Below are 23,760 nucleotides of genomic sequence, written 5' to 3' on the forward strand. Positions count from 1 at the left end.
TCTTCTGTCAGTGAAACGTCAGTCTAACCTCGACTATTAGTTTAACCCTTTATATCGCTCATTTCAAGTGTTCCTAGTGTGGTAGGCGTAAATTCATTTTTACTAATAAAGGATAGATAATATCGCGTGAAATACCATTAGCAAATACATATTTTAAAATATAATTTGATTTCACACTTGCTGGGTATATATCTTTAGTTAATTCAATGTTTGATTTAATGAATAAATCTACTTTAAAAGGCGATTCAATTTTAGAATAATTTGGATGTATATAATCAATTTCACTTTGTCTTTCAAAGCCATTAGATAGCAATAATTGTTGGCGTTGAGTGACTGCTTGTTGATTAATGTCTTTTAATGAGTGGTCTGTTTTAGGCACTTCAACCATTACAAAATTAATATCACGAGCATGCACCTTATTAGAAAGTAGGTTTAATTGATGCTCAATTTCTTGTAGTGTGCTAACGAGGACATCTTCATAATCTGAAGTGTTATTCGCAATTAAGTGTATTAAAAAGGCTGAATTTGTTGTTGCTTCATAATGTGCCGTCGCTAAACTAATGATTTCATCATCTCGTATGCCCACGAGAAAAGTATAATCATTTTCTGTTTTATTATTTTTTAAGGATCGCTCAATAATATAGCTATCTTCATAAAAATTTACATCTAGTTGTTGATTATAAAAAGTGATTGCTTTGTCATAATACGCATCTTTAATTGATTGAATCACGTGAAATTTCATAATATCACCCCCACGAATATTTGTTTAAGTATAGCATATTTAGATAATAAGACGTCATTAATAAAACGTTATGAGACGAAAAAAGGCCGTAAGATAAACGCACTACTATAGCGCATCTTACGGCTTCAAAGTTTAAATTCAATCGTGATTATGATTTTGGACCTTTAGATTCATTCGCATAATGTGTGATATCAATTTCTTCGTAAGCTGAGTTATTTTGCTCAACTTCGTCATGTGAAGATTTATCTTTGTTAGCAACTACTAAAAATTTGCCGTCTAAGATTTCTTTTTTGTATTTTTCTTTTTGGTCCTCAGATAAATCATAACGAGCTAAAACAGCTTCTTCACCGTCTTCGCCAGTTAATAATTTAGACATGCGATCACTAAATGAGCCACTTGTGGCAATTAAAGTCACTTGAGAATCATGTAAATCATCTAAGTGTAATTTACTTTTACTTACAACGACTAATTCATTTTCTGAATATCCTTCAGCTTTTTTCTTTTGTACAACGTTATAAATCTCATCTTGTTTATCTAATACGGTAAAATCTGCCATATTAATCGCCCTCCATCTTTTCGTCCTACTTTTAATAAAAATATACCCTTAAGAATATTTATAAAACGCAACTATAGTTATTATATAATTAATTAAGAAGTGTTTACAAATAGTGTTGAGCAATATTTAGTTAAACGCTTACACGACAAAATATTATTGTGAAAGGGCTTATAACCATTTCTATGATATTGAAAATCAAGCAAAAGTTTGCTATTATCGTAAAATAATTTATATCACTCATATAATCTAAAGAATATGGCTTTAGAAGTTTCTACCATGTTGCCACAAACGACATGACTATGGGTTCAGAATCAATACATAAAATGGACGATGTTAATTTAAATGACTATCTAGAAATACTGTATAAGGTTGTTTCACTTTGGAGGTTGTATATTCATTCACTTCATCCTATGAGATAAAACAAATTTAAAATTATAAAGTGTTTAAAGAAGAATACATTTAAATTTACGACTTCTTGAAATCTTAAAATGATATGTATTGCCTGTTCGCTCATGGATCCTGAAACTTTCTCGTAAAGTTTGAGGCTTTTTTTGTATACAAATTTAGGAGGTTTTGACGTGGAATCGCTTAGACAGAAAGTCAAAGAAGATGGCGTAGTAATTGATGAAAAAATATTAAAAGTTGATGGTTTTTTAAATCATCAAATCGATGCAAAACTAATGCATGAAGTAGGCAAAACATTTTATGAGCAATTTAAAGATAAAGGTGTCACTAAGATTTTAACAATTGAGGCATCAGGCATTGCTCCAGCTATTATGGCGGCATTACATTTTGATGTCCCATGCTTATTCGCTAAAAAAGCGAAACCAAGTACGTTGAAAGATGGTTTTTATAGTACGGATATCCATTCATTTACAAAAAACAAAACAAGTACAGTGATTGTCTCAGAAGAATTTCTAGATGAGAATGATACAGTTTTAATCATTGATGATTTCTTAGCAAATGGCGATGCATCACTAGGATTATATGATATTGCACAACAAGCTAAAGCTAAAACAGTTGGTATTGGCATTGTTGTTGAGAAAAGTTTCCAAGATGGCAGACAAAGATTAGAAGAGGCAGGTTTAAATGTGTCTTCATTATGTAAAGTAGCCTCATTACAAGGCAACCAAGTGACTTTACTAGGTGAAAATGAATGAAGACGTTCATTTTAAGTTTACAACACTTATTAGCAATGTACGCCGGTGCAATCTTAGTACCAATCATCGTTGGTACGAGTTTAAAGTTTACACCGGAACAAATTGCGTATTTAGTCACAGTGGATGTTTTTATGTGTGGTGTAGCAACATTTTTACAAGCTAACAAAGTAACAGGTACAGGCTTACCCATTGTACTAGGGTGTACATTTACTGCAGTAGCACCTATGATTTTAATCGGTCAAACGAAGGGTCTGGATGTGCTATATGGTTCATTATTTATATCAGGTATTTTAGTTGTCATTATTGCACCATTCTTCTCTTACTTAGTTAAGTTCTTTCCACCTGTTGTAACAGGAAGCGTGGTTACAATTATTGGTATCAATTTAATGCCAGTTGCAATGAACTATTTAGCTGGTGGAGAAGGCGCTAAAGACTATGGAAATCCTAAAAATTTAATTTTAGGTGGCGTTACACTTATCATTATTCTTATCTTGCAAAGATTTACAAAAGGGTTCTTAAAATCCATTGCGATTTTAATCGGACTGGTTGCAGGAACAATATTGGCAAATCTGCTTGGTTTAGTAGATATTAAGCAAGTGGGAGAAGCCCATTGGTTAGGCATTCCTCAACCATTTCGTTTTTCTGGTTTCGGTTTTGATTTAGGTGCAATACTGGTATTTACGATTGTAGCAATCGTAAGTTTAATAGAATCGACTGGTGTATATCATGCGCTAAGTGAAATTACTGGCAAAAAATTAGAAAGAAAAGATTTTCGTAAGGGTTACACTGCGGAAGGTCTTGCTATTGTATTAGGATCAATCTTTAATTCATTTCCTTACACGGCATATTCACAAAATGTTGGGTTAGTATCTTTATCAGGTGCGAAGAAGAATAAAGTGATTTACGGTATGGTAGTTTTACTACTCATTTGTGGTTGTATTCCCAAATTAGGTGCTTTAGCTAATATCATTCCATTACCTGTATTAGGCGGTGCAATGATTGCGATGTTTGGTATGGTGATGGCTTACGGTGTTAGTATTTTAGGTCATATTGATTTTAAGAATCAAAATAATTTATTAATCATTGCTGTATCTGTAGGATTGGGTACAGGTATTAGTGCAGTACCACAAGCGTTTAAAGCTTTAGGTGAGCAATTTGCATGGCTAACTCAAAATGGTATTGTATTAGGCGCGATTTCCGCAATTATTCTTAATTTCTTTTTTAATGGTATAAAGTATAAACAAAGCGAAGAAAATGTGAAATAATAGAAGTAACTATATATAAAAATGGAGGCTGTATTATCAATGTGGGAAAATAAGTTTGCTAAAGAATCTTTGACGTTTGACGATGTTTTATTAATTCCAGCAGCATCAGATGTGTTACCTAGTGATGCGGATCTTAGTGTTGAATTATCAGAACGAATTAAATTAAATATTCCAGTTATATCAGCTGGTATGGATACAGTAACCGAGTCTAAAATGGCAATTGCAATGGCACGTCAAGGTGGTCTAGGTGTCATTCATAAAAATATGGGCATCGAAGAACAAGCTGAAGAAGTTCAAAAAGTTAAACGTTCAGAAAACGGTGTTATCACCAATCCATTCTATCTAACACCTGATGAAAGTGTATATGAAGCAGAGGCGTTGATGGGTAAATACCGTATTTCAGGTGTACCAATTGTGAGTGATAAAGAATCAAGAGCATTAGTAGGTATTTTAACGAATCGTGATTTACGTTTTATAGAAGATTTTTCAATCAAGATTTCTGATGTGATGACTAAAGAAAACTTAATTACAGCTCCTGTAGGCACAACATTGGATGAAGCCCAAACAATTCTACAAGAACATAAAATTGAAAAATTACCTTTAGTGGAAAATGGCCGTTTAGAAGGTTTAATTACAATTAAAGATATTGAAAAAGTCCTTGAATTCCCTCATGCAGCTAAAGATGCGCATGGTCGTTTGCTCGCTGCAGCAGCTATCGGGACATCTAAAGATACAGAAATTCGCGCTCAAAAATTAGTCGAAGCTGGTGTAGATGCATTAATTATCGATACAGCACACGGTCATTCTAGTGGCGTGATTCAAGAAGTTAAGAAAATGAAAGAAACATATCCTGAAGTTACTATCATCGCTGGTAATGTAGCGACTGCTGAAGCAACACGTGCATTATTCGAAGCTGGTGCTGACGTAGTTAAAGTTGGTATTGGACCAGGATCAATTTGTACAACACGTGTCGTAGCAGGTGTAGGTGTACCTCAAATTACAGCGATTTATGATTGTGCAACGGAAGCACGTAAATTTGGAAAAGCAATCATAGCAGATGGCGGTATTAAATTCTCTGGTGATATTATTAAAGCGTTAGCAGCTGGTGGACATGCAGTAATGCTAGGAAGTTTATTAGCTGGTACTGAAGAAAGCCCAGGTGCCACTGAAGTATTCCAAGGTAGACAGTATAAAGTGTACCGAGGCATGGGTTCTTTAGGCGCAATGGAAAAAGGATCAAATGACCGTTACTTCCAAGAAGACAAATCTCCTAGAAAATTTGTCCCTGAAGGTATTGAAGGTCGTACAGCTTACAAAGGTCCATTACAAGATACAATTTACCAACTTATGGGTGGCGTAAGAGCTGGTATGGGTTATACAGGTTCACCTGACTTGAAAACATTACGTGACGAAGCACAATTCACACGTATGGGTCCTGCTGGTTTAGCAGAAAGTCATCCACATAATGTACAAATTACTAAAGAATCACCTAACTACTCATTTTAAAATGAACGTAGTGTGATGATGGCAGTTTGTTAGAAAGAATGGGGAGCACTTTTCAATTCAAATATGTTTGTCTCAGAGTTTGTTCACTTTAAAACATAATCTTGGAGCAACACATTTGGAAAGTGTCTCTCTATTCTTTACATAAAATTCAATTTAAAGGAGATCCACAATTATGGAAATGGCTCAAGAGCAAGAGTTGATTCTTGTCTTAGACTTTGGTAGTCAATATAACCAATTGATTACACGTCGTATTCGTGAAATGGGCGTATACAGTGAATTACACGATCATGAAATTTCAATTGAAGAAATCAAACGTATGAATCCGAAAGGTATCATCCTTTCAGGTGGTCCAAACTCAGTTTATGAAGAAGGTTCATTTACGATTGACCCTGACATTTATAATTTAGGTATTCCTGTACTCGGTATTTGTTATGGTATGCAGTTGACGACGAAACTTTTAGGCGGAAAAGTTGAACGCGCTAACGAACGTGAGTATGGAAAAGCAATAATTAATGCGAAATCAGATGATTTATTCTTCGGTTTACCATCTGAACAAACAGTATGGATGAGTCATTCTGATAAAGTAATTGAAATTCCAGAAGGATTTGAAGTTATCGCGGATAGTCCAAGTACAAGTTATGCAGCAATTGAAGACAAAGAACGCCGGATTTATGGTGTTCAATTCCACCCTGAAGTACGTCATACAGAATACGGTAATGATTTATTAAGAAACTTTGTGCGTCGTGTATGTGAATGTACGGGCGAATGGACGATGGAAAACTTTATTGAAATTGAAATTGAAAAAATTCGTAACCGTGTTGGCAATCGTAAAGTCTTATGTGCGATGAGTGGTGGTGTAGATTCATCAGTTGTAGCAGTCTTATTACATAAAGCGATTGGCGATCAATTAACATGTATCTTTGTTGACCATGGATTACTTCGTAAAGGCGAAGGTGACATGGTTATGGAACAATTTGGTGAAGGTTTCGACATGAATATTATTCGTGTGAATGCACAAGAGCGTTTCATGGATAAATTAAAAGGTGTATCTGATCCAGAACAAAAACGTAAGATTATTGGTAATGAATTTGTATACGTGTTTGATGATGAAGCGGCTAAATTAACAGATGTTGATTTCTTAGCACAAGGTACACTTTATACTGATGTCATTGAATCAGGCACTAAAACAGCACAAACAATTAAATCTCACCATAACGTAGGTGGATTACCAGAAGATATGGAATTTGAACTTATTGAGCCTATCAATACATTATTCAAAGACGAAGTACGCGCTCTAGGTATTGAATTAGGTATTCCTGAACATTTAGTTTGGAGACAGCCATTCCCAGGTCCAGGTTTAGGTATCCGTGTGTTAGGTGAAATTACAGAAGATAAATTAGAAATTGTGCGTGAATCAGATGCGATTTTACGTGAGGTTGTGCGTGAAGAAGGTCTTGAAAGAGACATTTGGCAATACTTCACAGTTCTTCCTGGCATTCAATCTGTAGGTGTAATGGGAGATTATCGTACGTATGATCATACTGTAGGTATCCGTGCAGTAACATCTATCGACGGTATGACAAGTGACTTCGCCCGCATTGATTGGGAAGTTTTACAAAAAATCTCAAGCCGTATTGTAAATGAAGTAGATCACGTTAACCGCGTAGTCTATGACATTACGTCTAAGCCGCCAAGCACTATTGAATGGGAATAGAATATATGAATGATAAAACCCTTTAACCACAATGGTTAGAGGGTTGTTTTTGTAATTTGAAAATTGAAAAAAGAGCAGAAAAAGGGCAAAGTGTGAGGAAAAGCCGTTATTATGTATCTTTTTTTGATTGTCTATTTCTATTTATGTATTTTTCGTCACATGTCCTACGCCCATCAATATGTAACGAAAGACTATCTCTTATGTCTGCACCTAGCGAATCGAGTACGAAGTCGATTCCTTCGGTTCTCGCTAACTTTGCAGCAGGTACAAAGTCACTATCTCCTGCGATTAAAACGATTTTATCTACTAGCTTTTTATAAGATAAGGTGGCAATATCTAACCCGATTTTCATGTCTACACCTTTTTGAACTAATGATAATGCAAAGTCCTTCTCGTCTAATTCATTTATTTCTTTACTGCCTTTCATTAATTTTTTAGTGCTAGTGTGTTTGAGATTATAATGCACAGTAGCCTCGTTTAACTCTCCTAATCTCAATGCTACTTTACGTTTTTTTGATATCTCTTTAAAAAAATCTTCGGTCCATTGCTTTGTTTCGCTTTTAGTAAAGTCGATATTCGTTTGTGTTAATGGGTGGAACACTTGTTTATCAATAGGCGGACAATCATAATAAAAAATTCTATATAAGTCTGCATATTTTTCTGTTCCAAAATGTGTTTCTTTTAAATGTCGATTACAGTATTTATATAACTCATTTGCTCTTTCTTTTGCTGTAACTTTTCCAAATACATTTTGACTTCTTTTTCGATAGTATCCTCCATCGACTAGTACGGCTATTTTCATCAATAATTTCCCCTTACAATAAAAATTCATACAAAAAACCCATGATTTCGCTCATCCCCTTATGGTGGGGTGTCTACTCTCATGGATTGAGTTAACTTATTTATAGACAAATATTAGCACCTTTAATGATAAGAGTCAACAATTTATCTCCCAACCATTTCTAATTTATTCATCATATCTTTATCCATCTGCTCAGTAACATGGCTGTATATCTGTAATGTAGTTTTATGGTCTGTATGCCCTACGTGATCCATTATTGCACGTAGTGACACACCTAATTGAGATAGTAATGATATAATATGGCTATGACGCATGGTGTGGCTTGTCACGTGCTTTTCTATCCCTATATTTTGTGTAGCTGTTTGTATGTTGCTATTAATTGATGTAAGAGATAGAGGGTTGACTTATGACTTGTGAAAATAAAGCCCCTATCCACATACATGTTTTCCCATTGAAGTGCTTTCTTGTTCTCTAACATAACCTTACGTAAAATATCACAACTTTTAGTAGTTAAAGATATAGTACGATAAGATGACGCAGTTTTTGTGGTGTCTTTGAAACCCATTTTGTTACCATCTTTGCGCCAGTGTATAGTGCCATCAATGGCAAGCTTCTTATTTTTAAATTCAATATTATCGGGTTGAATTGCTAAGAGTTCGCTAATACGCATGCCATTTAATGCTTGAAATCCAACTATGTAAGCAGTAAATAAGTATGATCTTTTCATATAACTAGCACGCTTTTTATTTGCTATATGCTTTAATTCTTCAACAATAGTTAGAACTTCAGCCATTTCTAAATAATTCTCACGTTTACCTTTAACTTCTTTTCTTGTAGGCGCTTTTTTAGGCATTACAACATCATCTATGTATGATATATCAGTGATGTTATATTTCTTTTAATGTGAGCCACTTTATAAATTTTAGTAGTAATAGTTGACTGTTTAGATCCAGATATTAACTTAACCACTCATCACATGCAGCATGAAAAGTTAACGTTTTAAGGTTAGTAGATGTCTTGTCATTTAACTTTGCCATTATACGCTCATTTAAGCGTTTTTGAGCCTCTTTTTGTGACTGTTTACCATCTTCTTATTAAGCACTACGCTAGTACGTCATCATTTGTTTTTGAGTGGGTCTTTATACTTTTCATAATAGCGATATTGTACTTCATCATGCTTATTAGTAAATTTTTCATGTCACATGTGAGTAATACCTCCTATAATAGAAAGGGTAGATGGCTACCCAATAAATTATTGTTGTAGCACTTCTGAATTTTCCTGAACTTCTTGTTGACGTTTTGCCCAACTATCATAACCTTCGTTTTTACCTACCCAACTAGGTCCGCCGACGTGAGCGTTAGGGTTATCCCAAACTTTAGAACTTGCCTCTCTCGCAGCCTCGTAATCGCCACGACCATATCCCATTTGGCTTTCATCGTGAGTTGTTGGTTTAGTTTTATTCCATTCGTCTATATCTGCTTGTGTTATACCGTTATTTTGTTGTGTGGTATTCTGTTGATTAGATGTAGCTTGTTGCGTTGAATTTACATTACTAGTTTGATTAGTTGATTGATTGTTACTAGTTTTTGAATTGCCAGTATTACTGTTTGATGTTTTATTATCGTTATCAGAATTATTACCATTTGTATGGTTGTTACTTTCAGATTGTTTACCGTCACTGCTATTACTTTGTTCGCTTGAGCTATTACCTGATGATTTACTATCGTTATCAGATTTGTTTTTCTTGCTTAACTTACTATCTTTAATCTTATCTTTAGCACTATTCACTTTATCAGACTTCTTGTGCTCGCTAGTACTAGATTTTGTATCTTTACCATTATGAGTGCTGCATGCTCCTAAAATTAATGTGCTTGTTAGTAATACGCCGAATAGTTTTTTCATATGTATAACTCCTTTTCTATTTATAAAATATTTAATTATTCTTGTTTTTTGCATCAATAACTTGACTTAAAATATCTAAGTCATCTATTAAACCATTCTCAATATACTTTTTTAAATTAGAATTTTCTAAAACAGTGTTCTTTTACATGTTACTTTCCTTATTGACATGTAGGCATGTCATCAAAAAATTAATTATATTTATTTCTATAGTTTTATCTATCTCATCATTTTTATTCAATTTTGATAATTGTATACCGTATTTGATTAGATCATTTATTACATCTGCAATAAAATAATTCTTAGATTGGTATCTATATAATTTGTTTTGTAAATCTATATAGTTAGTTGATAAAAAATTGTTAAGTTTATCAACAGAAGTTATTTTCTCGTTATACGCATATTTTTTGTAGATTAAATTTGTGTCACTCACTTTTTTAATATCTTCTTTATTAAATTCATCAAAATGAGAGATTGTGAGGTTCATTAATTCAATCATGTTGTTCATGACTGAATCGACATTTTTATTAGAAAAGTGTAGTAAATCATTATAATCATTAATTTGACTCTATTTAATCTTTTTTATTAGGCAGTTGTTTCCCATTTTCCCAATTAGAAACTACAACAGACTTTACAGGGTTTTCATTATCTATTTTTTCTTCAAAAAAACTCCATAGTTAAACCTAAACTATTACGTATATTTTTAATTCTATTGCTAATTTCGATTTTATCCAATGTATCACCTCAATTTTAATTATATAACAAATTGTTATGTTTTAAATTGGCTAAATAGAAATACTACGTTTTACGATGTTTATCGGAGGTAATGAAGATGAATAAAATAGTTGGTTATCGAAATATGTTAGGTATGACGCAAGAAAAAATGGCAAAACAATTTGATATTTCAGTTCAAGCGTAACAAATGAAAGAGAAACAAAAATAAATATTAATAAAGAAGAGATGATTGTCTTTAGAAATTTATTAAGAAAAGATTTGATTCCTAATATAACTATTGATGAAATATTTTTAAATGTTTACGATGTTTCGCTATGAATAAGGAAGAAGGGATACAAAATGTCACACACTAAATTATAGGATCTACCAAAAATGAAGATGTTGAAAGTATGAATATTGTAGATGTAGGACAGCAGGCGTTTTTTAATGAGTTAAATCAATATATACGCCACATGCACCAGTAGGGAACATCTGTTATTTATTATGTTATGTGAAAGACAATCACTAAAACGAATAGCAGATATATTAATGATTACGAAAAGCAGAGTGTATCAAATATACTCAGATTTATTAGACAAATTAGAAAATAAGGAGGGATAACATGAGTGAATTAAGCGCTAGACAAGAAAAGTTTGGTAAAGACATTAAACGTCACTCAAAGCGCAATAAAGGCTGGATATAGCCCACATATAGCGCATGTACAGGGTAGTAGATTGCTAAGAAATGAGAAAGTCGCTAGATTTATCAATGAACAACGTAAAAAATGGTAGATGAGAGCGTACTAACCGCTAATGAATTACTTCATATACTTACTAATGTAGCAATCGGTGATGAAACTGAAATACGTGAGGCCGTTGTGAAACGTGGTGAGTTTCAACGCAACCCCGATACTGACAGAATCAATTTAGTTTATGATTAAGAGGTTATATAAATGAAATTAAATAAAATGAAGCTTCAAGAAGAAAATTATTCTAAGGCATTAGCCATTTGGGAGCGTTCAGTTGTCGCGACACACCACTTTTTAAAAGAGAAGGATAGAATACAACTTAAAAAGGAAGTACCAACCTATTTTCCATATGTTGAAGCATATTTATGGTTCGACGGGAACGACATCATTGGCTTTTCCGGGACTCATGATTCAAATTTAGAAATGTTATTTTTAGATCCTAAGTATTTTAAACAAGGATATGGCACGGCAATACTTCAAAGTTTAATTCGAGACCATAATGTTAGGTATGTGGATGTAAACAAAGATAACCCCGGTGCCTTGGCATTTTATCGTAAGAATGGATTCATAAAATATGATGAATCTGCAAAGGATGGACAAGGTAGGGATTATCCAATCGTGCATCTTAAATTGTAAATGGTTTTACTTCTTCCATGCCATTAATAATTCAGTATGGTTTGTTTTATCAATATTGGCGTCGATTTTTATGAAACCTAAATCCGTATAAAAATGAACGGCGCGAGGGTTTTCTTTAAATACTTTTAAAGATAAATAATCATATTCAGATTGTAAATGCTTAATGAGTGCATGCCCAATCCCTTGGTCTCGAAATTCTTCTTTTACAAACAAGCCGGCTATGTAAGTGTCATTAAGCCCGCAAAATGCGACAATGTCCTTACCATTTTTATAAACGTAAACCTCAGCATCCTTAAGAGCGTCAAGTACAGTAGTATAGTTGTCTATCCAATAAAAACTATCAATAAAGGTATGTGTATCTAAATTTGCATTAAGCCAAATATTGCCTAATACTTTTATTGTTTTGCGATTTTTCTTTTTTAAATGTTCAATCATAGTAGACACCAACTTTAAATGTTTAATAGGTTATATCAAAGTGATAAAGGTATTAATGCAAGCCTTGGAAAGGCACTTGTCTAAAGATACGAATTCGATTCGTTCGTCACCATAAGCGGTGATTGCGATAGTCAATGAAGATAATCCGATTAGGTATTAATCACAAAATATCTGATGATGTACATCTCTAGTATTTGATTCACTATTACCCTAAATTTACGTGTATTGTTCTGAAATGAACATATTCATAAGAAAAATTCACTAAATATTAATTAAATCGATAATTATAAGAGGTTTTTTTAAATATTTTTAAGCGGTTTCACAAAATTGTTACATGCATGACCGTTAAAATATGTTACTTTATACTTAAACAAAATAAATTCATTTTATCCACTGACGTTCAATCTTTATCCTTATAGAGATTGAGCGTTTTGTTTATTAACGCAAAAAAAGAGTGAAATCTAATGATTTCACTCTTTTTATGGAATGTTTATGTGCGTTATGCGAAACTTATTTTTTAGTTAAGTCGATGATGAATTTAACAAGTTCAATAATACCAGAAATGATTCCCATTTTGAGTACCTCCTTATTAAATGTTAAATAAAGTATAACGTGACTTTGAATATCTGTGGGCGATAGTTCCTAACTCAATGAAAGCATTTCGTATTCGTTAGATTTCAGACAATTAGTAACGATAAATCATGCCTATCTGAATGATTAAAGGTCGATATTAATATTGGATAAATAAAATACCCTTCGAATACGTTAATAGATTGACTTTTTAGCAATAATTTTTTATATTGTATGTATTGTGCTGAATTTTTACATAGGTCTTTATCAAGCAGTTGTGCAAGGGTACGTAGTACTCATTGTTCAATTGAAGGATGAGACATATGGTTGATGATACATATAAGGTAGCTTGAAAGAGCATTTATACATATTAAGTAAATGAGTTCTCATAGAAACCTACAATAGTTAGTAAATATCTGATATCTAAGGATAAAACTAGACTATTGTAGGTTTTTTCTTATATTGTTAATAGTATAAGGGAACTTTTTAATGAAATAGATTGAAGACATGGAGGAGCGGCAATGTTAAGTTCAGGTTTTTTACTAACATTATTTTTCGTAACGCTTGTCATTGCAGTGTTAAGTGGCTTGATTTTTTTAGTGCCATCGGTTCCTGTAAAATACATACGTTTACATTTAACTTTACTTCTATTACCTGTCATTGTAGGAGTAATTGGCTTAATCACTATTAATGGCAGAGATATCGTAGGCATCTTTGCTCTAGACAAATTAGCTTGGTTAGTAGGTGCCTTTGTACTCGCTTTAGGGTTTATAATTCAAAAATTCTCTACACGTTACTTATTAGGTGATCGTAATTATCGTAAATACTTCCCGTTATACACATTTACAACGGTATTTGCGTCTGTAGGTTGGCTAAGTAATGATTTACGTTTAATGGTTATTTGTTGGGGATTGACATTATTTTGTTTAACGCAACTGATTCGACTCAATCGTTCATGGAAAGTACCAGCTGAAGCAGCAAAGGTTTCTGCACGATCATTTATCATTGGCTGGATAGCATTACTTTTAGCTGTCGTTGTATTTTATATTGGTACAGGCGATTGGGTTATCGATCCATCACAAGATTATGATGTTGCAATGAGTTATGGACTGAAATTAATTGTAGATTTATTACTCGTTATTGCAGTTATTATTCCAGCAGCACAGTATCCATTCCAAAGCTGGTTAATTGAATCTGTTGTAGCACCCACACCTGTTTCTGCAATTATGCATGCTGGTATTGTAAATGCAGGTGGCATCATTTTAACGCGTTTTTCACCTGTGTTTGATAATAGTATTGCCTTAACGTTATTACTTGTTATTTCAAGTATTTCTGTACTTATCGGTTCAGGAATTAGCTTGGTGCATGTTGATTATAAAAGACAGCTTGTAGGTTCAACAATGAGCCAAATGGGCTTTATGCTTGTACAATGTGCGTTAGGTGTTTATTCTGCTGCGATTATTCACTTGATTTTACATGGTGTCTTCAAAGCAACGCTATTCTTACAATCAGGATCAATTGTTAAACGTTTTAATATTCCAACACCACCTAATGTTAAACGTTCTTATGCTTGGACAGTGTTAGGGAGAACATTAGCAATTGTTATTGCAGTTATTTTCTTTTTAACAAGTTCGCATACACCTTATACATTAATTAGTGCATTTATTTTAGCATGGTCGTTATCTGTATCGTGGAATCAAATGGTTGCGCTAAATAGAGGAATGATGGGTAGGATGATTGGCATCGCAATGCTCATCATTGTAGCGCTTGTTTATGTTGTGACGCATGACGTATTTGTCAATATTTTAAGTAATGTATATATGGTTGCGCCACACCCACCATTCATTAGCGTGATCATTTGTATTGCCATTCTAGTATTAGGTAGTATCTTTAGCATTTGGGTAGCACGTCGTCGTTCGTCAACAGCTTTTGCTAAAGTATATTTATGGCTTGTGAAAATTGGGGAAGCAAAATTTAAATCGGTTGAAAGTCATCCGAACTATTTAAAAAAATATTTATAAGAGGTGGAATCAAACATGACTATAACTAAATTTAACATAGAGGACACAGTCAAAGCGGCACGTCGTGTGATTACACCACTATCTCCGATCTCTATCTTTGCTGCACGTAATCCATGGGAGGAAATGGAACATGAAACGTTTGATCAAGTTGCTCAATGGTTTAAACATGTTCGCGATATAGATTTGTACCCAAGTCATGCATCGGTGATGACTGCTTTGGAAAATGGCGAGATAGATCAAACACTCGTAGAAGCAGACGTTCAACAAGCTATTAAAGCTTACGATACATCAGTGCCAAAATCACATATTGATACTTATTGTAAGAACGCAATGCGCATTAAGGATGTGCCTACAAACCTAATTACTAAAGAAGCCTACTTAAAGATTGAAGTATCTAAGCTTAAACGTGTATTTGAAGATGAACCTTTTAAATACGCACGTTCAAAAAGTGCGAATGCGTTTAATGCTAAAGGTGAATCTTTAATGGATGAACTGAATACACATATTATTAAGTGGTCTAAATTATATTTGGATAACTTCCAATCAAGTTGGACAATGCCGAAAAGAGAAGAAGGATTTTATATCTCTTGGTTGCATCTCGCACAGCATGATCCCATGTTGAGTAAGACGCAACGTAAAATGGTTAAAACATTACCTCAAGATTATAGAGAAGCTTTAATTATGGCATTGAACCACTTAGATATAGCGGAAGATGAACGAGAGTCTTATTTAACAGGACATTTCTTATCGTTACCAGGTTGGGCTGGAATGATGTATTATCGTGCCGAACAACATGAGCATGAAGCGGACTTATTAACACAGTATCTTGCTATACGATTAACGATGGAATGTATTTTATTAGATACTGAAAAAATGAGTCGCCCGGCAGTCTTAAATGTGGAAAGACGAATTAAAGAATTGGTAAGTAAGTGGTTATATTATGGAGAAATGTCTATTGATGATTGGGCATCGATGTCCATTGAAGATCAGTTAGAACATTTAAGATTCGCACATGATTTTAACCCGCTTTATTTCAAAAAATTATGGCTTGAAGCATGGGAAGAAACACATGAACGTGAGTTAGTGGAAGCGATATATGATAAATCTGTTAAACCAGTTAAACAAGAAACACAAGTTCAATTAGCCTTTTGTATTGATGTGCGTTCTGAACCATTCCGTCGTCATTTAGAAAGTGAAGGACCATTTGAAACAATCGGCATTGCAGGTTTCTTTGGACTTCCAATTAGAAAAGAAGTGCTAGATGAACAATTTACACATAATTCATTGCCTGTTATGGTACCGCCGGCTTATGCCATTAAAGAGTACGCGGATCGTCATGCTCTAAATACGTATAATCAACAGCAACATTCGGTTACATCTATGTTCTATACATTTAAATTGATGAAACATAATGTTTTACCAAGTTTACTATTACCAGAGTTAAGTGGACCATTTTTAAGTTTGAATACGATTGCGAGTACATTGATGCCGAAAAAGACAGGGCATTTTGTTCGTAATTTTACCAAGAATTGGTTGAAAAAACCTGAAGCTAAACTAACAATAGATCGTGAACATGAAGTTTATAGTGATTTACCAATCGGTTTCACAGAAGAAGAACAAGTTGCCTTTACAAGACAAGCATTACAATTGATGGATTTAACGACGAACTTTGCCCCTTTAATTGTATTAGGGGGTCATGGAAGTGTGTCTAATAATAATCCGTACCATGCCTCGCTAGAATGTGGTGCTTGTGGCGGTGCATCAAGTGGCTTTAATGCTAAATTATTAGCAATGATGTGTAACTTGCCTCACGTACGTAAAGCTTTAAAAAGTGAAGGTATAGTGATTCCAGATTCAACGGTCTTTGTGGCTGCAGAGCACAAGACGTCTATCGATGACTTAGAATATATTTATATGCCTGAATTAACGAAAGAAGCACAACATGCATTGGATATGTTAAATGAAGCTATGCCGCGTGTAAGTTATAAGGCAAATTCTGAACGTCTAGCTAATCTTCCTGGCTTAGATCAAGAACATTTGAAAGACCCAGTGGCAGAAGCACATCGCTTTGCGAATGACTGGAGTGAGATTCGTCCAGAATGGGGCTTAGCACGTAATGCGGAATTTATTATTGGCCAACGTAGTATTACTGCTGGTGCTGATTTAGAAGGGCGTGCTTTCTTACATAATTATGATTGGAAGAAAGATGCTGATGGACAATTATTAAACACAATTATTTCAGGACCAGCGCTAGTAGCCCAATGGATTAATTTACAATATTACGCATCGACGGTTGCGCCGCATTTTTACGGAAGCGGAAATAAAACGACGCAATCAGTTACGTCTGGTGTCGGTGTCATGCAAGGGAATTCAAGTGATTTACTTGCCGGGTTGCCTTGGCAATCAGTTATGGCAGCGGATAACAAGATTTATCATTCTCCAATTCGATTATTGGTCGTTATTCAAGCGCCAGATCAATATATCAAAGACTTACTTGAGAATAATGTTAAGTTCAAACAGAAAGTGGATAATCACTGGGTACGTTTGGCTAGTATTGATGAGAACGATAGCTGGAAAGACTGGTAGGGAGTTCGGTTTTTCCGAAAAAAATGATAAAATAAGGTTAATCAATCAATAGGAGATAAAAGATTAATCATGGCTAAATCTAAAGGTGCTTATGAGGCAGAAATTAGTAAAGCAATTACTCAATGGGAAAAGGACTTTCTCGGACGTGGCTCACTCTCAGTAAAAACGGATATATTACGCGATATGATTATCGTCAATTTGCAAGGCGTATTAACACCAGCCGAGTATAGAGTATGTAAAACGCAAGAAGGTTTACTTAACATTAAACGTACGCGTTCAGAACTTGTGGAATCCGGTCAAGACGATTTAATGCAATTAATCTTAGATATTACTGGGGTTAGTGTAAGTAGTTTCCATAGTGATTTAAGTACGATTACAGGTGAACGTGTGATTGTATTTAAACTAGATACTAATTTGGAAAAGCAACTTTAATATTCAACAACAAGCATTGTAATATAAATTTAGAAAAGTACCCTATCTAGTCAGCAATAGAAACTGACCTTCAGGGTACTTTTCATTTATATGAAGGTTAATGGATGCATGATTCATTTATATTTTATAATTTCTAATTAAGAGATTATTTTAGTGGTTTAGTGTACAATTTACACAAAGGTAATCTAGGAGTTGAAAGTGATGCGCGTAAATGAATTTAAACAACCAATCGGAGAAGCATTAGATGGTTTTATGACGCCGCCTTTTCCTAATAAGCAATTATTAGAAGGGCATTATGGTAGCTTAGCAAAGTTAAATAGTCATCACACAGATGATTTGTATGACGTGCTATGTGATGTTGAATCAAGACACATTTGGACGTACCTTTATGAAGGCCCTTTTGATTCTAAGTCGGAATTTGAACAATACATTAACCAACTGATTGATAGTGAAGATAAATATTTCTTTACGATTATAGATAAGGTGCAGTACAAACCTCTAGGCATTGTGGCATTGATGCGCATAAATCCAGAACAAGGATCGATAGAAGTGGGCAATATCATTTATTCTAATCAATTACAGCAAACACGTGTAGCTACAGAAGTTCAATATTTGTTAGCAAAATATGTATTTGAACAATTAGGTTACAGACGATATGAATGGAAATGTGATAATTTAAATGCGCCTTCTAAGCATGCTGCACAACGATTTGGCTTTACATACGAGGGATTATTTAGACATTCTAATATTTGTAAAGGTCGTAATCGTGATACGGCTTGGTTCTCAATGTTAGATAGCGAGTGGCCAGATGTGAAATTAAGATTCGAACATTGGCTTGCACCGTCTAATTTCAATAAGGATGGACAACAAATTAAACATTTAAATGACTTTTAATGAAGTGAATTAAATGACTGCGAATTACAGAAAACAATGAAATTAGGGACTGATGAACGTATGATGAAACAAAAAAGAGAAATATCACCTATGACGACGGTACCTATGTTCATGATTGGGTTAATTATTTTTATTATTGTAGCAATAAATGTCAGTCGTGATACATTAATGGTTCAATATATCGATAAAGGATCATTACATTGGCTAACCGATTATTTTGGTGAACCAGAACGCAGGTTTGGTGACGGCCTTTGGCATAATTTTATGACGTTTTGTGCTGAAATAGGAGAAGTAAAATCTGTTATCTATATCACGTTATTTTTAGCTATCATTTTATTATTTAAACATTTTAAACTAGCTATTTGGATGCTTTTAACGGTATCAAGTGGTACGTTATTAAATTATTTGATTAAACAGCTAATTGAAAGACCACGTCCATATAATCATTTGATGCGAGATCATGGTTATTCATTTCCAAGTGGCCATTCTAATGCGAGTACGCTACTTGCGTTAATGTTACTCATTATCTTAATTCCACTAATCAAGTTTAAAGCTATCAAGATCATAATCAGTATTATAACCATTATCGTATGGATAGGTGTATTGTGTTGCCGACTATATTTTCATGCGCATTATATAACGGATGTAGTTGGAGGTGTGACATTAGCTGTGGTGTGGATAGCATTGTTTTTAATGATATTACCACTGTTTAACCTTAATCTTCGTCATAAATCTAATAATAATGAATAGGACAACATCTTTTTAACAAAGGGGAGATGGCAATGCCAAAAGATAAAGCATGTACTTTAGTTCTTGGTGGAGGCGGTATTACAGGGATTGCATGGGAATCAGGCGTCTTAGCTGGAATGATTGAAAGTGGTGTGAGTTTAGATTTAGCAGATAGAATCATTGGCACATCAGCAGGATCATTTGTGGGTGCAGTACTGGCGAATGGTGATGATATGCGCACATATTACTATGAATTAAATGAGCGCAGAGATGATAGTGATCGGGCGACGGTTTCTTCAGATATTTATCGTTTATGGCAGAATGCCTTTATTGTAGGTCGTGATGATGCTGCAAAAGTAGGGCAAATGATGGGAGACATTATATATACGAGACCCTCTCGTGTTGATTTATCTAAACGTAAGCAAGCCATACGACAGCGTTTAGGAGATGTAGGGTGGCACGATAATTTAGAGATTACCGCTATGAATGCTAAAACAGGTGAAGTTACTACATTTCATTCACATAGCGATGTGACACTTGAAGAAGCTGTGACAGCAAGTGGCGCAGTACCAGGTATTTGGCCGCATATACGTTTGAATCATCGTGACTGGATTGATGGGGGCATGGTTTCTCCTACTAACGCAATGTTAGCAGAAGGTGCTGATAGCATCATTATATTGGCACCATTAGCGGATGGCTTAGGTATGATACCGGGGGCATTTGATGATGCTAAACGATTGCGTGAACATAGCCATGTTCTAGTGATAAGTCCAGATAGTAAGAGTAGAGCAGAAATTGGAGATAACATTTATAATCCTAATAACATCTTAAAAATAGGAAATGCGGGTTATGAGCAAGGCAAATCCCTCGCACAACGCGTTCATATGGAATTTAGCGAGTGGGTTGAATGATTTTTCACATTTAAGACTACGCGCAATGTCATTATGTGTTTATTTTTAAAATAAGGAGAGATTAAGAATGAAAGTAAAATCACCACGTCCTATTCATTTGCAAGGGACACGCGAAGAAGCAGTATTATTGCTGCATTCATTTACTGGTACAATTCGTGATATTAAGCCATTAGCACAAACACTTAATAATGAAGGGTACACATGTTACGCACCTAATTACAAAGGACATGGGTTACCACTCGACCAGTTTACACAATATACTGTTCATGATTGGTGGAATGATGTTCTTGATGGTTATCAATTCCTAAGAGATGCAGGATATGACACAATTTATGCAACTGGCGTATCTTTAGGCGGTCTATTCACTTTAAAATTAGCTGAAACGGTAGATGTTGCCAAAATTGCAGTTATGTCCGCACCAAGTGAAAAGGAAGAAGCGGGTATTGTATGGCGTATGGAACGTTACGGACAACGTATGAATGAGTTGATGAATGTAGATGGTGATGCTGCACAGGCACAGCTAAATTATATAGAAGACTATCGCCCTAGCGTTCGTGTATTTAAAGATTTTATTTCAAATATTACTGCTCATTTAGGCGATATTACAACACCGGCAAGCATTCTTTATGGAGAAAAGGATGAACAATCTTATCAAGATAGCGCACATTATATTTATGAACATATTAATAGTGCAGATAAAGATTTAACACCTCACCCTTTATGTAAACATCTTATGACACATGGTGAGGGTAGTGATAAAGTAGAATCACAAATTGCAGAATTTTTTATGACTAACTAAATGGAGTGTAAAGAATGAAACGTACATTTTTATTAACATACATAACGACGTCTGGTAAAAATTATACTGAATTTAAAACATTTCAAAATGGCCCTGATCATGATACATGCGTACAACGTCTTATTGATGAATTTGATGAACTGGCTTATTTATTTTTAAAAACGGGCCAACAATCGCATTATATTAACATTGATCATATTGAAAGTTTAAGCATTCAAGAAGTCATGGACGGACAAGAAGTGATGTACGATTTTGAAGATTAATCTATTCATTAACCGCATAATATAAGTAGTATATATTTTGAAATACTGGATAATCATTGTCTGGATACAAACTATTTTATTAATGAAGAAAATTAGAAATACATTGCCCATCCCCAGCTTGCTTAGCTTGTAAAATCACTTTCATGATTTTTTGTGTTGAGGCCCGCCCGCAAGGGTGACTAGAACTGAGAAAAGCTTGATTTAAGCGCCTTCTCAGTTCAGTCAGCTACTGCGAATTTGCTAAATAGCATTATTATATTATTTATATCCCAGACTGTTTTTTCTTTCATGAACAAACTCATTGATGTATATTGTGATTTTTATCAATTATTTTGATACTATTAGGGACGATGAATAACATAACGTCCTGAATATGTTGATAAAGTACAAACAATGATCCGCCTTGAATGTTAAATGGGGGGCGTAAACCTGAATCCCTCATCCTCAAATACAATATAACCACCTATAACTTCTATACCTTTCCAATAATTAGCGCTAATTTTTTTACGAAGCAATGTCGTTATACTCCTTCGTTCATCATTAGGATTAGTTAAATTTTACTATAAATTTAAAAAAATAAAAAAACTATGTATATTGCACTTATAAGCAAGACATGTTACAGTATTACTTAAGTGCATAAACGCTTTAACGCGCTAAAGGGAGTGAAACGATTGAGCAAAGAATCACAATGGAAGACATCAACTGGATTTATTTTAGCGAGTGCGGGATCGGCGATTGGCTTGGGCGCAATGTGGAAATTTCCGTACATGGCAGGCATCTATGGTGGTGGTGCTTTTCTACTGCTATTCTTAATATTTACTATATTTGTAGGATTACCACTATTAATTATGGAATTTACAGTAGGTAAGATGGGGAGAACTTACACTACTCAAATATATAGCAAGTTAACTGGTAAGAAATGGCTAAATATTATTGGGTGGAATGGTAATTTAGCAGTATTCATATTATTTGGTTTTTACAGTGTTATAGGTGGATGGATCATTATTTATATCGGTAACGTGATATTACAAATGTTATCTATCGAGAAGACATCTTTAACCAGCATTAATTTTGAAGCAATTATTAGTAATCCATGGTTAACCGTTTTGGGCCAAGGGATTTTTATCTTTTTAACGATGATTATCGTAATGTTAGGCGTTGAAAAAGGATTAGAAAAAGCATCAAAAGTGATGATGCCGTTGTTATTTATTTTTCTAATTATAGTTGTGGTGAAATCCTTAACTTTAGACGGTGCGGTAGACGGTGTTCGCTATATTTTACAACCACGTTTAGAAGATATTTCTATGGAAGGTATATTATTTGCGTTAGGGCAATCATTCTTTACATTATCGTTGGGAACAACGGGAATGATCACTTACGCTAGTTACGCGCCTAAAGAAATGACTATTAAGTCATCAGCAATTTCAATTGTGATTATGAATATTTTAGTATCCGTACTAGCTGGCTTAGCTATATTCCCAGCTTTGAAGACATTTGGCTACGAACCTCAAGAAGGTCCAGGCTTATTATTTAAAGTATTACCTTTAGTGTTTAATCAAATGGGTTTTGGTGTTACGTTTTACTTCTTATTCTTAATCTTATTTTTATTTGCAGCATTAACATCATCTATTTCATTATTAGAATTAAACGTATCAAACTTTACTAAAAATGATAATTCTAAACGTAAATCTGTAGCGTTTATCGCAAGTATACTGATATTAATGATTAGTATTCCAGCGACTTTATCGTTTAGTAGTTTAAGCGATATTAAGTTTGGTGCAGGAACAATTTTTGATAATATGGATTTTGTCGTATCAAATATTTTAATGCCTTTAGGTGCGCTTGGAACAACGCTAGTAGTGGGTCAATTGTTGGATAAAGATGCCTTAAAAGAAAGTTTCGGACGCGACAAGTTCAAATTCTTTGCACCCTGGTATTTTTTAATTAAATTTGTCATGCCAGTCGTTATCATACTTGTGTTTATCGTTCAGTTATTCTAAGAAATATATTGAAAACAGGGGTCTGGGACATAAATAATATAATGAAGCTATTTTGCAAATTCGCAGTAGCTGACTGAACTGAGAAGGCGCTTAATTCAAGCTTTTCTCAGTTCTAGTCATCCTTGCGGGCGGGGCTCCAACAAAGAGAATTTCACTAAGAAATTCTACAAGCAAAGCAAGTTGGGAGTCGGGGCCCCAACACAAAAAATCACGAAAGTGATTTTACAAGCTAAGCAAGTTGGGGTCGGGGCCCCAGCAAAGAGAATTTCATCAAGAAATTCTACAAGCAAAGCAAGCTGGGAGTGGACGACGAATTTAAAAGAATTCTGTCCCACTCCCATTCAAGAAGCTGAAAAACTGGGAAAGATGAATAAAAA

At 34.3% G+C, this 23,760-nt stretch carries 20 protein-coding genes, 2 pseudogenes and 1 riboswitch; of the genes and pseudogenes, 15 read left to right on the forward strand and 7 right to left on the reverse strand.

The window, feature by feature from the left end; all coding sequences use genetic code 11:
• Window positions 1–73: 73 nt before the first annotated feature.
• Both KA858_RS07125 and KA858_RS07130 read right to left on the reverse strand, forming a co-directional pair.
• Complete coding sequence (locus KA858_RS07125; protein ID WP_210125793.1) at window positions 74–742, reverse strand: hypothetical protein; 669 nt, start codon at window positions 740–742, stop codon at window positions 74–76.
• A 148-nt stretch (window positions 743–890) separates the two neighbouring features.
• A complete protein-coding gene (locus tag KA858_RS07130; RefSeq protein WP_053030258.1) occupies window positions 891–1,298 on the reverse strand; it encodes a general stress protein in 408 nt (135 codons plus the stop codon).
• A 217-nt stretch (window positions 1,299–1,515) separates the two neighbouring features.
• Window positions 1,516–1,618, forward strand: a riboswitch (purine riboswitch).
• A 258-nt stretch (window positions 1,619–1,876) separates the two neighbouring features.
• Here KA858_RS07130 and xpt point away from each other — a divergent pair.
• The 4 genes from xpt (at window position 1,877) to guaA (ending at window position 6,943) form a co-directional block, all read left to right on the forward strand.
• Complete coding sequence (gene xpt, locus KA858_RS07135; RefSeq protein ID WP_053030257.1) at window positions 1,877–2,458, forward strand: xanthine phosphoribosyltransferase; 582 nt, start codon at window positions 1,877–1,879, stop codon at window positions 2,456–2,458.
• Complete coding sequence (gene pbuX / locus KA858_RS07140; RefSeq protein WP_053030256.1) at window positions 2,455–3,723, forward strand: xanthine permease PbuX; 1,269 nt, start codon at window positions 2,455–2,457, stop codon at window positions 3,721–3,723. Before xpt ends, pbuX begins: the two co-directional genes overlap by 4 nt.
• A gap of 39 nt (window positions 3,724–3,762) precedes the next feature.
• Complete coding sequence (gene guaB, locus KA858_RS07145) at window positions 3,763–5,229, forward strand: IMP dehydrogenase (RefSeq protein WP_210125795.1); 1,467 nt, start codon at window positions 3,763–3,765, stop codon at window positions 5,227–5,229.
• A 172-nt stretch (window positions 5,230–5,401) separates the two neighbouring features.
• On the forward strand, window positions 5,402–6,943 hold the full coding sequence (gene guaA, locus KA858_RS07150) for a glutamine-hydrolyzing GMP synthase (RefSeq protein WP_053030254.1): 1,542 nt from the start codon (window positions 5,402–5,404) through the stop codon (window positions 6,941–6,943).
• Window positions 6,944–7,052: 109 nt separating this feature from the next.
• On the opposite strand, the gene KA858_RS07155 is transcribed toward guaA, so the two are convergent.
• The 3 genes and pseudogenes from KA858_RS07155 to KA858_RS07165 form a co-directional block, all read right to left on the reverse strand.
• Entirely contained in the window at window positions 7,053–7,745 is a 693-nt protein-coding gene (locus KA858_RS07155) for an NYN domain-containing protein (protein ID WP_245336060.1), read from the reverse strand.
• 143 nt (window positions 7,746–7,888) lie between these two features.
• Window positions 7,889–8,943 (reverse strand): annotated as a pseudogene (locus KA858_RS07160) (tyrosine-type recombinase/integrase); the annotation flags it as partial.
• A 54-nt stretch (window positions 8,944–8,997) separates the two neighbouring features.
• Window positions 8,998–9,648: a hypothetical protein gene (locus tag KA858_RS07165; RefSeq protein ID WP_210125798.1), complete on the reverse strand. Its 651-nt coding sequence runs from the start codon at window positions 9,646–9,648 to the stop codon at window positions 8,998–9,000.
• A 1,333-nt stretch (window positions 9,649–10,981) separates the two neighbouring features.
• On the opposite strand from KA858_RS07165, the pseudogene KA858_RS07175 reads away from it, so the two are divergent.
• Together KA858_RS07175 and KA858_RS07180 are read left to right on the forward strand one after the other, a co-directional pair.
• Window positions 10,982–11,296: pseudogene (locus KA858_RS07175) on the forward strand (terminase small subunit); the annotation flags it as partial.
• A gap of 15 nt (window positions 11,297–11,311) precedes the next feature.
• Window positions 11,312–11,743: a GNAT family N-acetyltransferase gene (locus KA858_RS07180; RefSeq protein WP_210125799.1), complete on the forward strand. Its 432-nt coding sequence runs from the start codon at window positions 11,312–11,314 to the stop codon at window positions 11,741–11,743.
• 6 nt (window positions 11,744–11,749) lie between these two features.
• Here the strand turns inward: KA858_RS07180 and KA858_RS07185 are convergent, their stop codons facing one another.
• Window positions 11,750–12,178 (reverse strand): GNAT family N-acetyltransferase, encoded by a 429-nt coding sequence (locus tag KA858_RS07185; protein WP_210125800.1) that lies wholly within the window; start codon window positions 12,176–12,178, stop codon window positions 11,750–11,752.
• Window positions 12,179–12,688: 510 nt separating this feature from the next.
• A complete protein-coding gene (locus tag KA858_RS13095; protein WP_089046351.1) occupies window positions 12,689–12,751 on the reverse strand; it encodes an alpha family phenol-soluble modulin in 63 nt (20 codons plus the stop codon).
• A gap of 518 nt (window positions 12,752–13,269) precedes the next feature.
• Between KA858_RS13095 and KA858_RS07195 the strand changes: the two genes are divergently transcribed.
• The 9 genes from KA858_RS07195 to KA858_RS07235 all read left to right on the forward strand — a co-directional run bounded on the left by KA858_RS07195 (window position 13,270) and on the right by KA858_RS07235 (window position 23,383).
• Window positions 13,270–14,769, forward strand: a complete 1,500-nt coding sequence (locus tag KA858_RS07195; protein ID WP_210125802.1) for an NADH dehydrogenase subunit 5 — start codon at window positions 13,270–13,272, stop codon at window positions 14,767–14,769.
• Between the two features lie 15 nt (window positions 14,770–14,784).
• Entirely contained in the window at window positions 14,785–17,355 is a 2,571-nt protein-coding gene (locus KA858_RS07200) for a DUF2309 domain-containing protein (RefSeq protein ID WP_210125804.1), read from the forward strand.
• 69 nt (window positions 17,356–17,424) lie between these two features.
• Window positions 17,425–17,787 carry a Na-translocating system protein MpsC family protein gene (locus tag KA858_RS07205; protein WP_011276808.1) on the forward strand — a complete coding sequence of 121 codons (363 nt, stop codon included), beginning with the start codon at window positions 17,425–17,427 and terminating at the stop codon, window positions 17,785–17,787.
• A gap of 201 nt (window positions 17,788–17,988) precedes the next feature.
• Window positions 17,989–18,681 carry a GNAT family N-acetyltransferase gene (locus KA858_RS07210; protein WP_210125806.1) on the forward strand — a complete coding sequence of 231 codons (693 nt, stop codon included), beginning with the start codon at window positions 17,989–17,991 and terminating at the stop codon, window positions 18,679–18,681.
• Between the two features lie 63 nt (window positions 18,682–18,744).
• A complete protein-coding gene (locus KA858_RS07215) occupies window positions 18,745–19,431 on the forward strand; it encodes a phosphatase PAP2 family protein (RefSeq protein ID WP_070854417.1) in 687 nt (228 codons plus the stop codon).
• Between the two features lie 32 nt (window positions 19,432–19,463).
• Entirely contained in the window at window positions 19,464–20,321 is an 858-nt protein-coding gene (locus tag KA858_RS07220) for a patatin-like phospholipase family protein (protein WP_210125808.1), read from the forward strand.
• A 67-nt stretch (window positions 20,322–20,388) separates the two neighbouring features.
• Window positions 20,389–21,120, forward strand: coding sequence for an alpha/beta hydrolase (locus KA858_RS07225; protein ID WP_053030243.1), 732 nt, complete (start codon window positions 20,389–20,391; stop codon window positions 21,118–21,120).
• 14 nt (window positions 21,121–21,134) lie between these two features.
• Complete coding sequence (locus KA858_RS07230) at window positions 21,135–21,383, forward strand: hypothetical protein (protein WP_210125810.1); 249 nt, start codon at window positions 21,135–21,137, stop codon at window positions 21,381–21,383.
• Window positions 21,384–22,054: 671 nt separating this feature from the next.
• Complete coding sequence (locus KA858_RS07235; RefSeq protein ID WP_053030241.1) at window positions 22,055–23,383, forward strand: sodium-dependent transporter; 1,329 nt, start codon at window positions 22,055–22,057, stop codon at window positions 23,381–23,383.
• Window positions 23,384–23,760: the final 377 nt, after the last annotated feature.

It is taken from the genome of Staphylococcus sp. GDX8P80P (assembly GCF_017893095.1).
Lineage (GTDB): Bacteria > Bacillota > Bacilli > Staphylococcales > Staphylococcaceae > Staphylococcus > Staphylococcus borealis.

Excerpts from the sequence above, each read along its gene's own strand:
- KA858_RS07125 (WP_210125793.1), bottom strand. The coding sequence starts at position 742 with ATGAAATTTCACGTGATTCAATCAATTAAAGATGCGTATTATGACAAA.
- KA858_RS07130 (WP_053030258.1), bottom strand. The coding sequence starts at position 1,298 with ATGGCAGATTTTACCGTATTAGATAAACAAGATGAGATTTATAACGTT.
- pbuX (WP_053030256.1), top strand. The coding sequence starts at position 2,455 with ATGAAGACGTTCATTTTAAGTTTACAACACTTATTAGCAATGTACGCC.
- guaB (WP_210125795.1), top strand. The coding sequence starts at position 3,763 with ATGTGGGAAAATAAGTTTGCTAAAGAATCTTTGACGTTTGACGATGTT.
- guaA (WP_053030254.1), top strand. The coding sequence starts at position 5,402 with ATGGAAATGGCTCAAGAGCAAGAGTTGATTCTTGTCTTAGACTTTGGT.
- KA858_RS07155 (WP_245336060.1), bottom strand. The coding sequence starts at position 7,745 with ATGAAAATAGCCGTACTAGTCGATGGAGGATACTATCGAAAAAGAAGT.
- KA858_RS07165 (WP_210125798.1), bottom strand. The coding sequence starts at position 9,648 with ATGAAAAAACTATTCGGCGTATTACTAACAAGCACATTAATTTTAGGA.
- KA858_RS07180 (WP_210125799.1), top strand. The coding sequence starts at position 11,312 with ATGAAATTAAATAAAATGAAGCTTCAAGAAGAAAATTATTCTAAGGCA.
- KA858_RS07185 (WP_210125800.1), bottom strand. The coding sequence starts at position 12,178 with ATGATTGAACATTTAAAAAAGAAAAATCGCAAAACAATAAAAGTATTA.
- KA858_RS07195 (WP_210125802.1), top strand. The coding sequence starts at position 13,270 with ATGTTAAGTTCAGGTTTTTTACTAACATTATTTTTCGTAACGCTTGTC.
- KA858_RS07200 (WP_210125804.1), top strand. The coding sequence starts at position 14,785 with ATGACTATAACTAAATTTAACATAGAGGACACAGTCAAAGCGGCACGT.
- KA858_RS07205 (WP_011276808.1), top strand. The coding sequence starts at position 17,425 with ATGGCTAAATCTAAAGGTGCTTATGAGGCAGAAATTAGTAAAGCAATT.
- KA858_RS07210 (WP_210125806.1), top strand. The coding sequence starts at position 17,989 with ATGCGCGTAAATGAATTTAAACAACCAATCGGAGAAGCATTAGATGGT.
- KA858_RS07215 (WP_070854417.1), top strand. The coding sequence starts at position 18,745 with ATGAAACAAAAAAGAGAAATATCACCTATGACGACGGTACCTATGTTC.
- KA858_RS07220 (WP_210125808.1), top strand. The coding sequence starts at position 19,464 with ATGCCAAAAGATAAAGCATGTACTTTAGTTCTTGGTGGAGGCGGTATT.
- KA858_RS07225 (WP_053030243.1), top strand. The coding sequence starts at position 20,389 with ATGAAAGTAAAATCACCACGTCCTATTCATTTGCAAGGGACACGCGAA.
- KA858_RS07230 (WP_210125810.1), top strand. The coding sequence starts at position 21,135 with ATGAAACGTACATTTTTATTAACATACATAACGACGTCTGGTAAAAAT.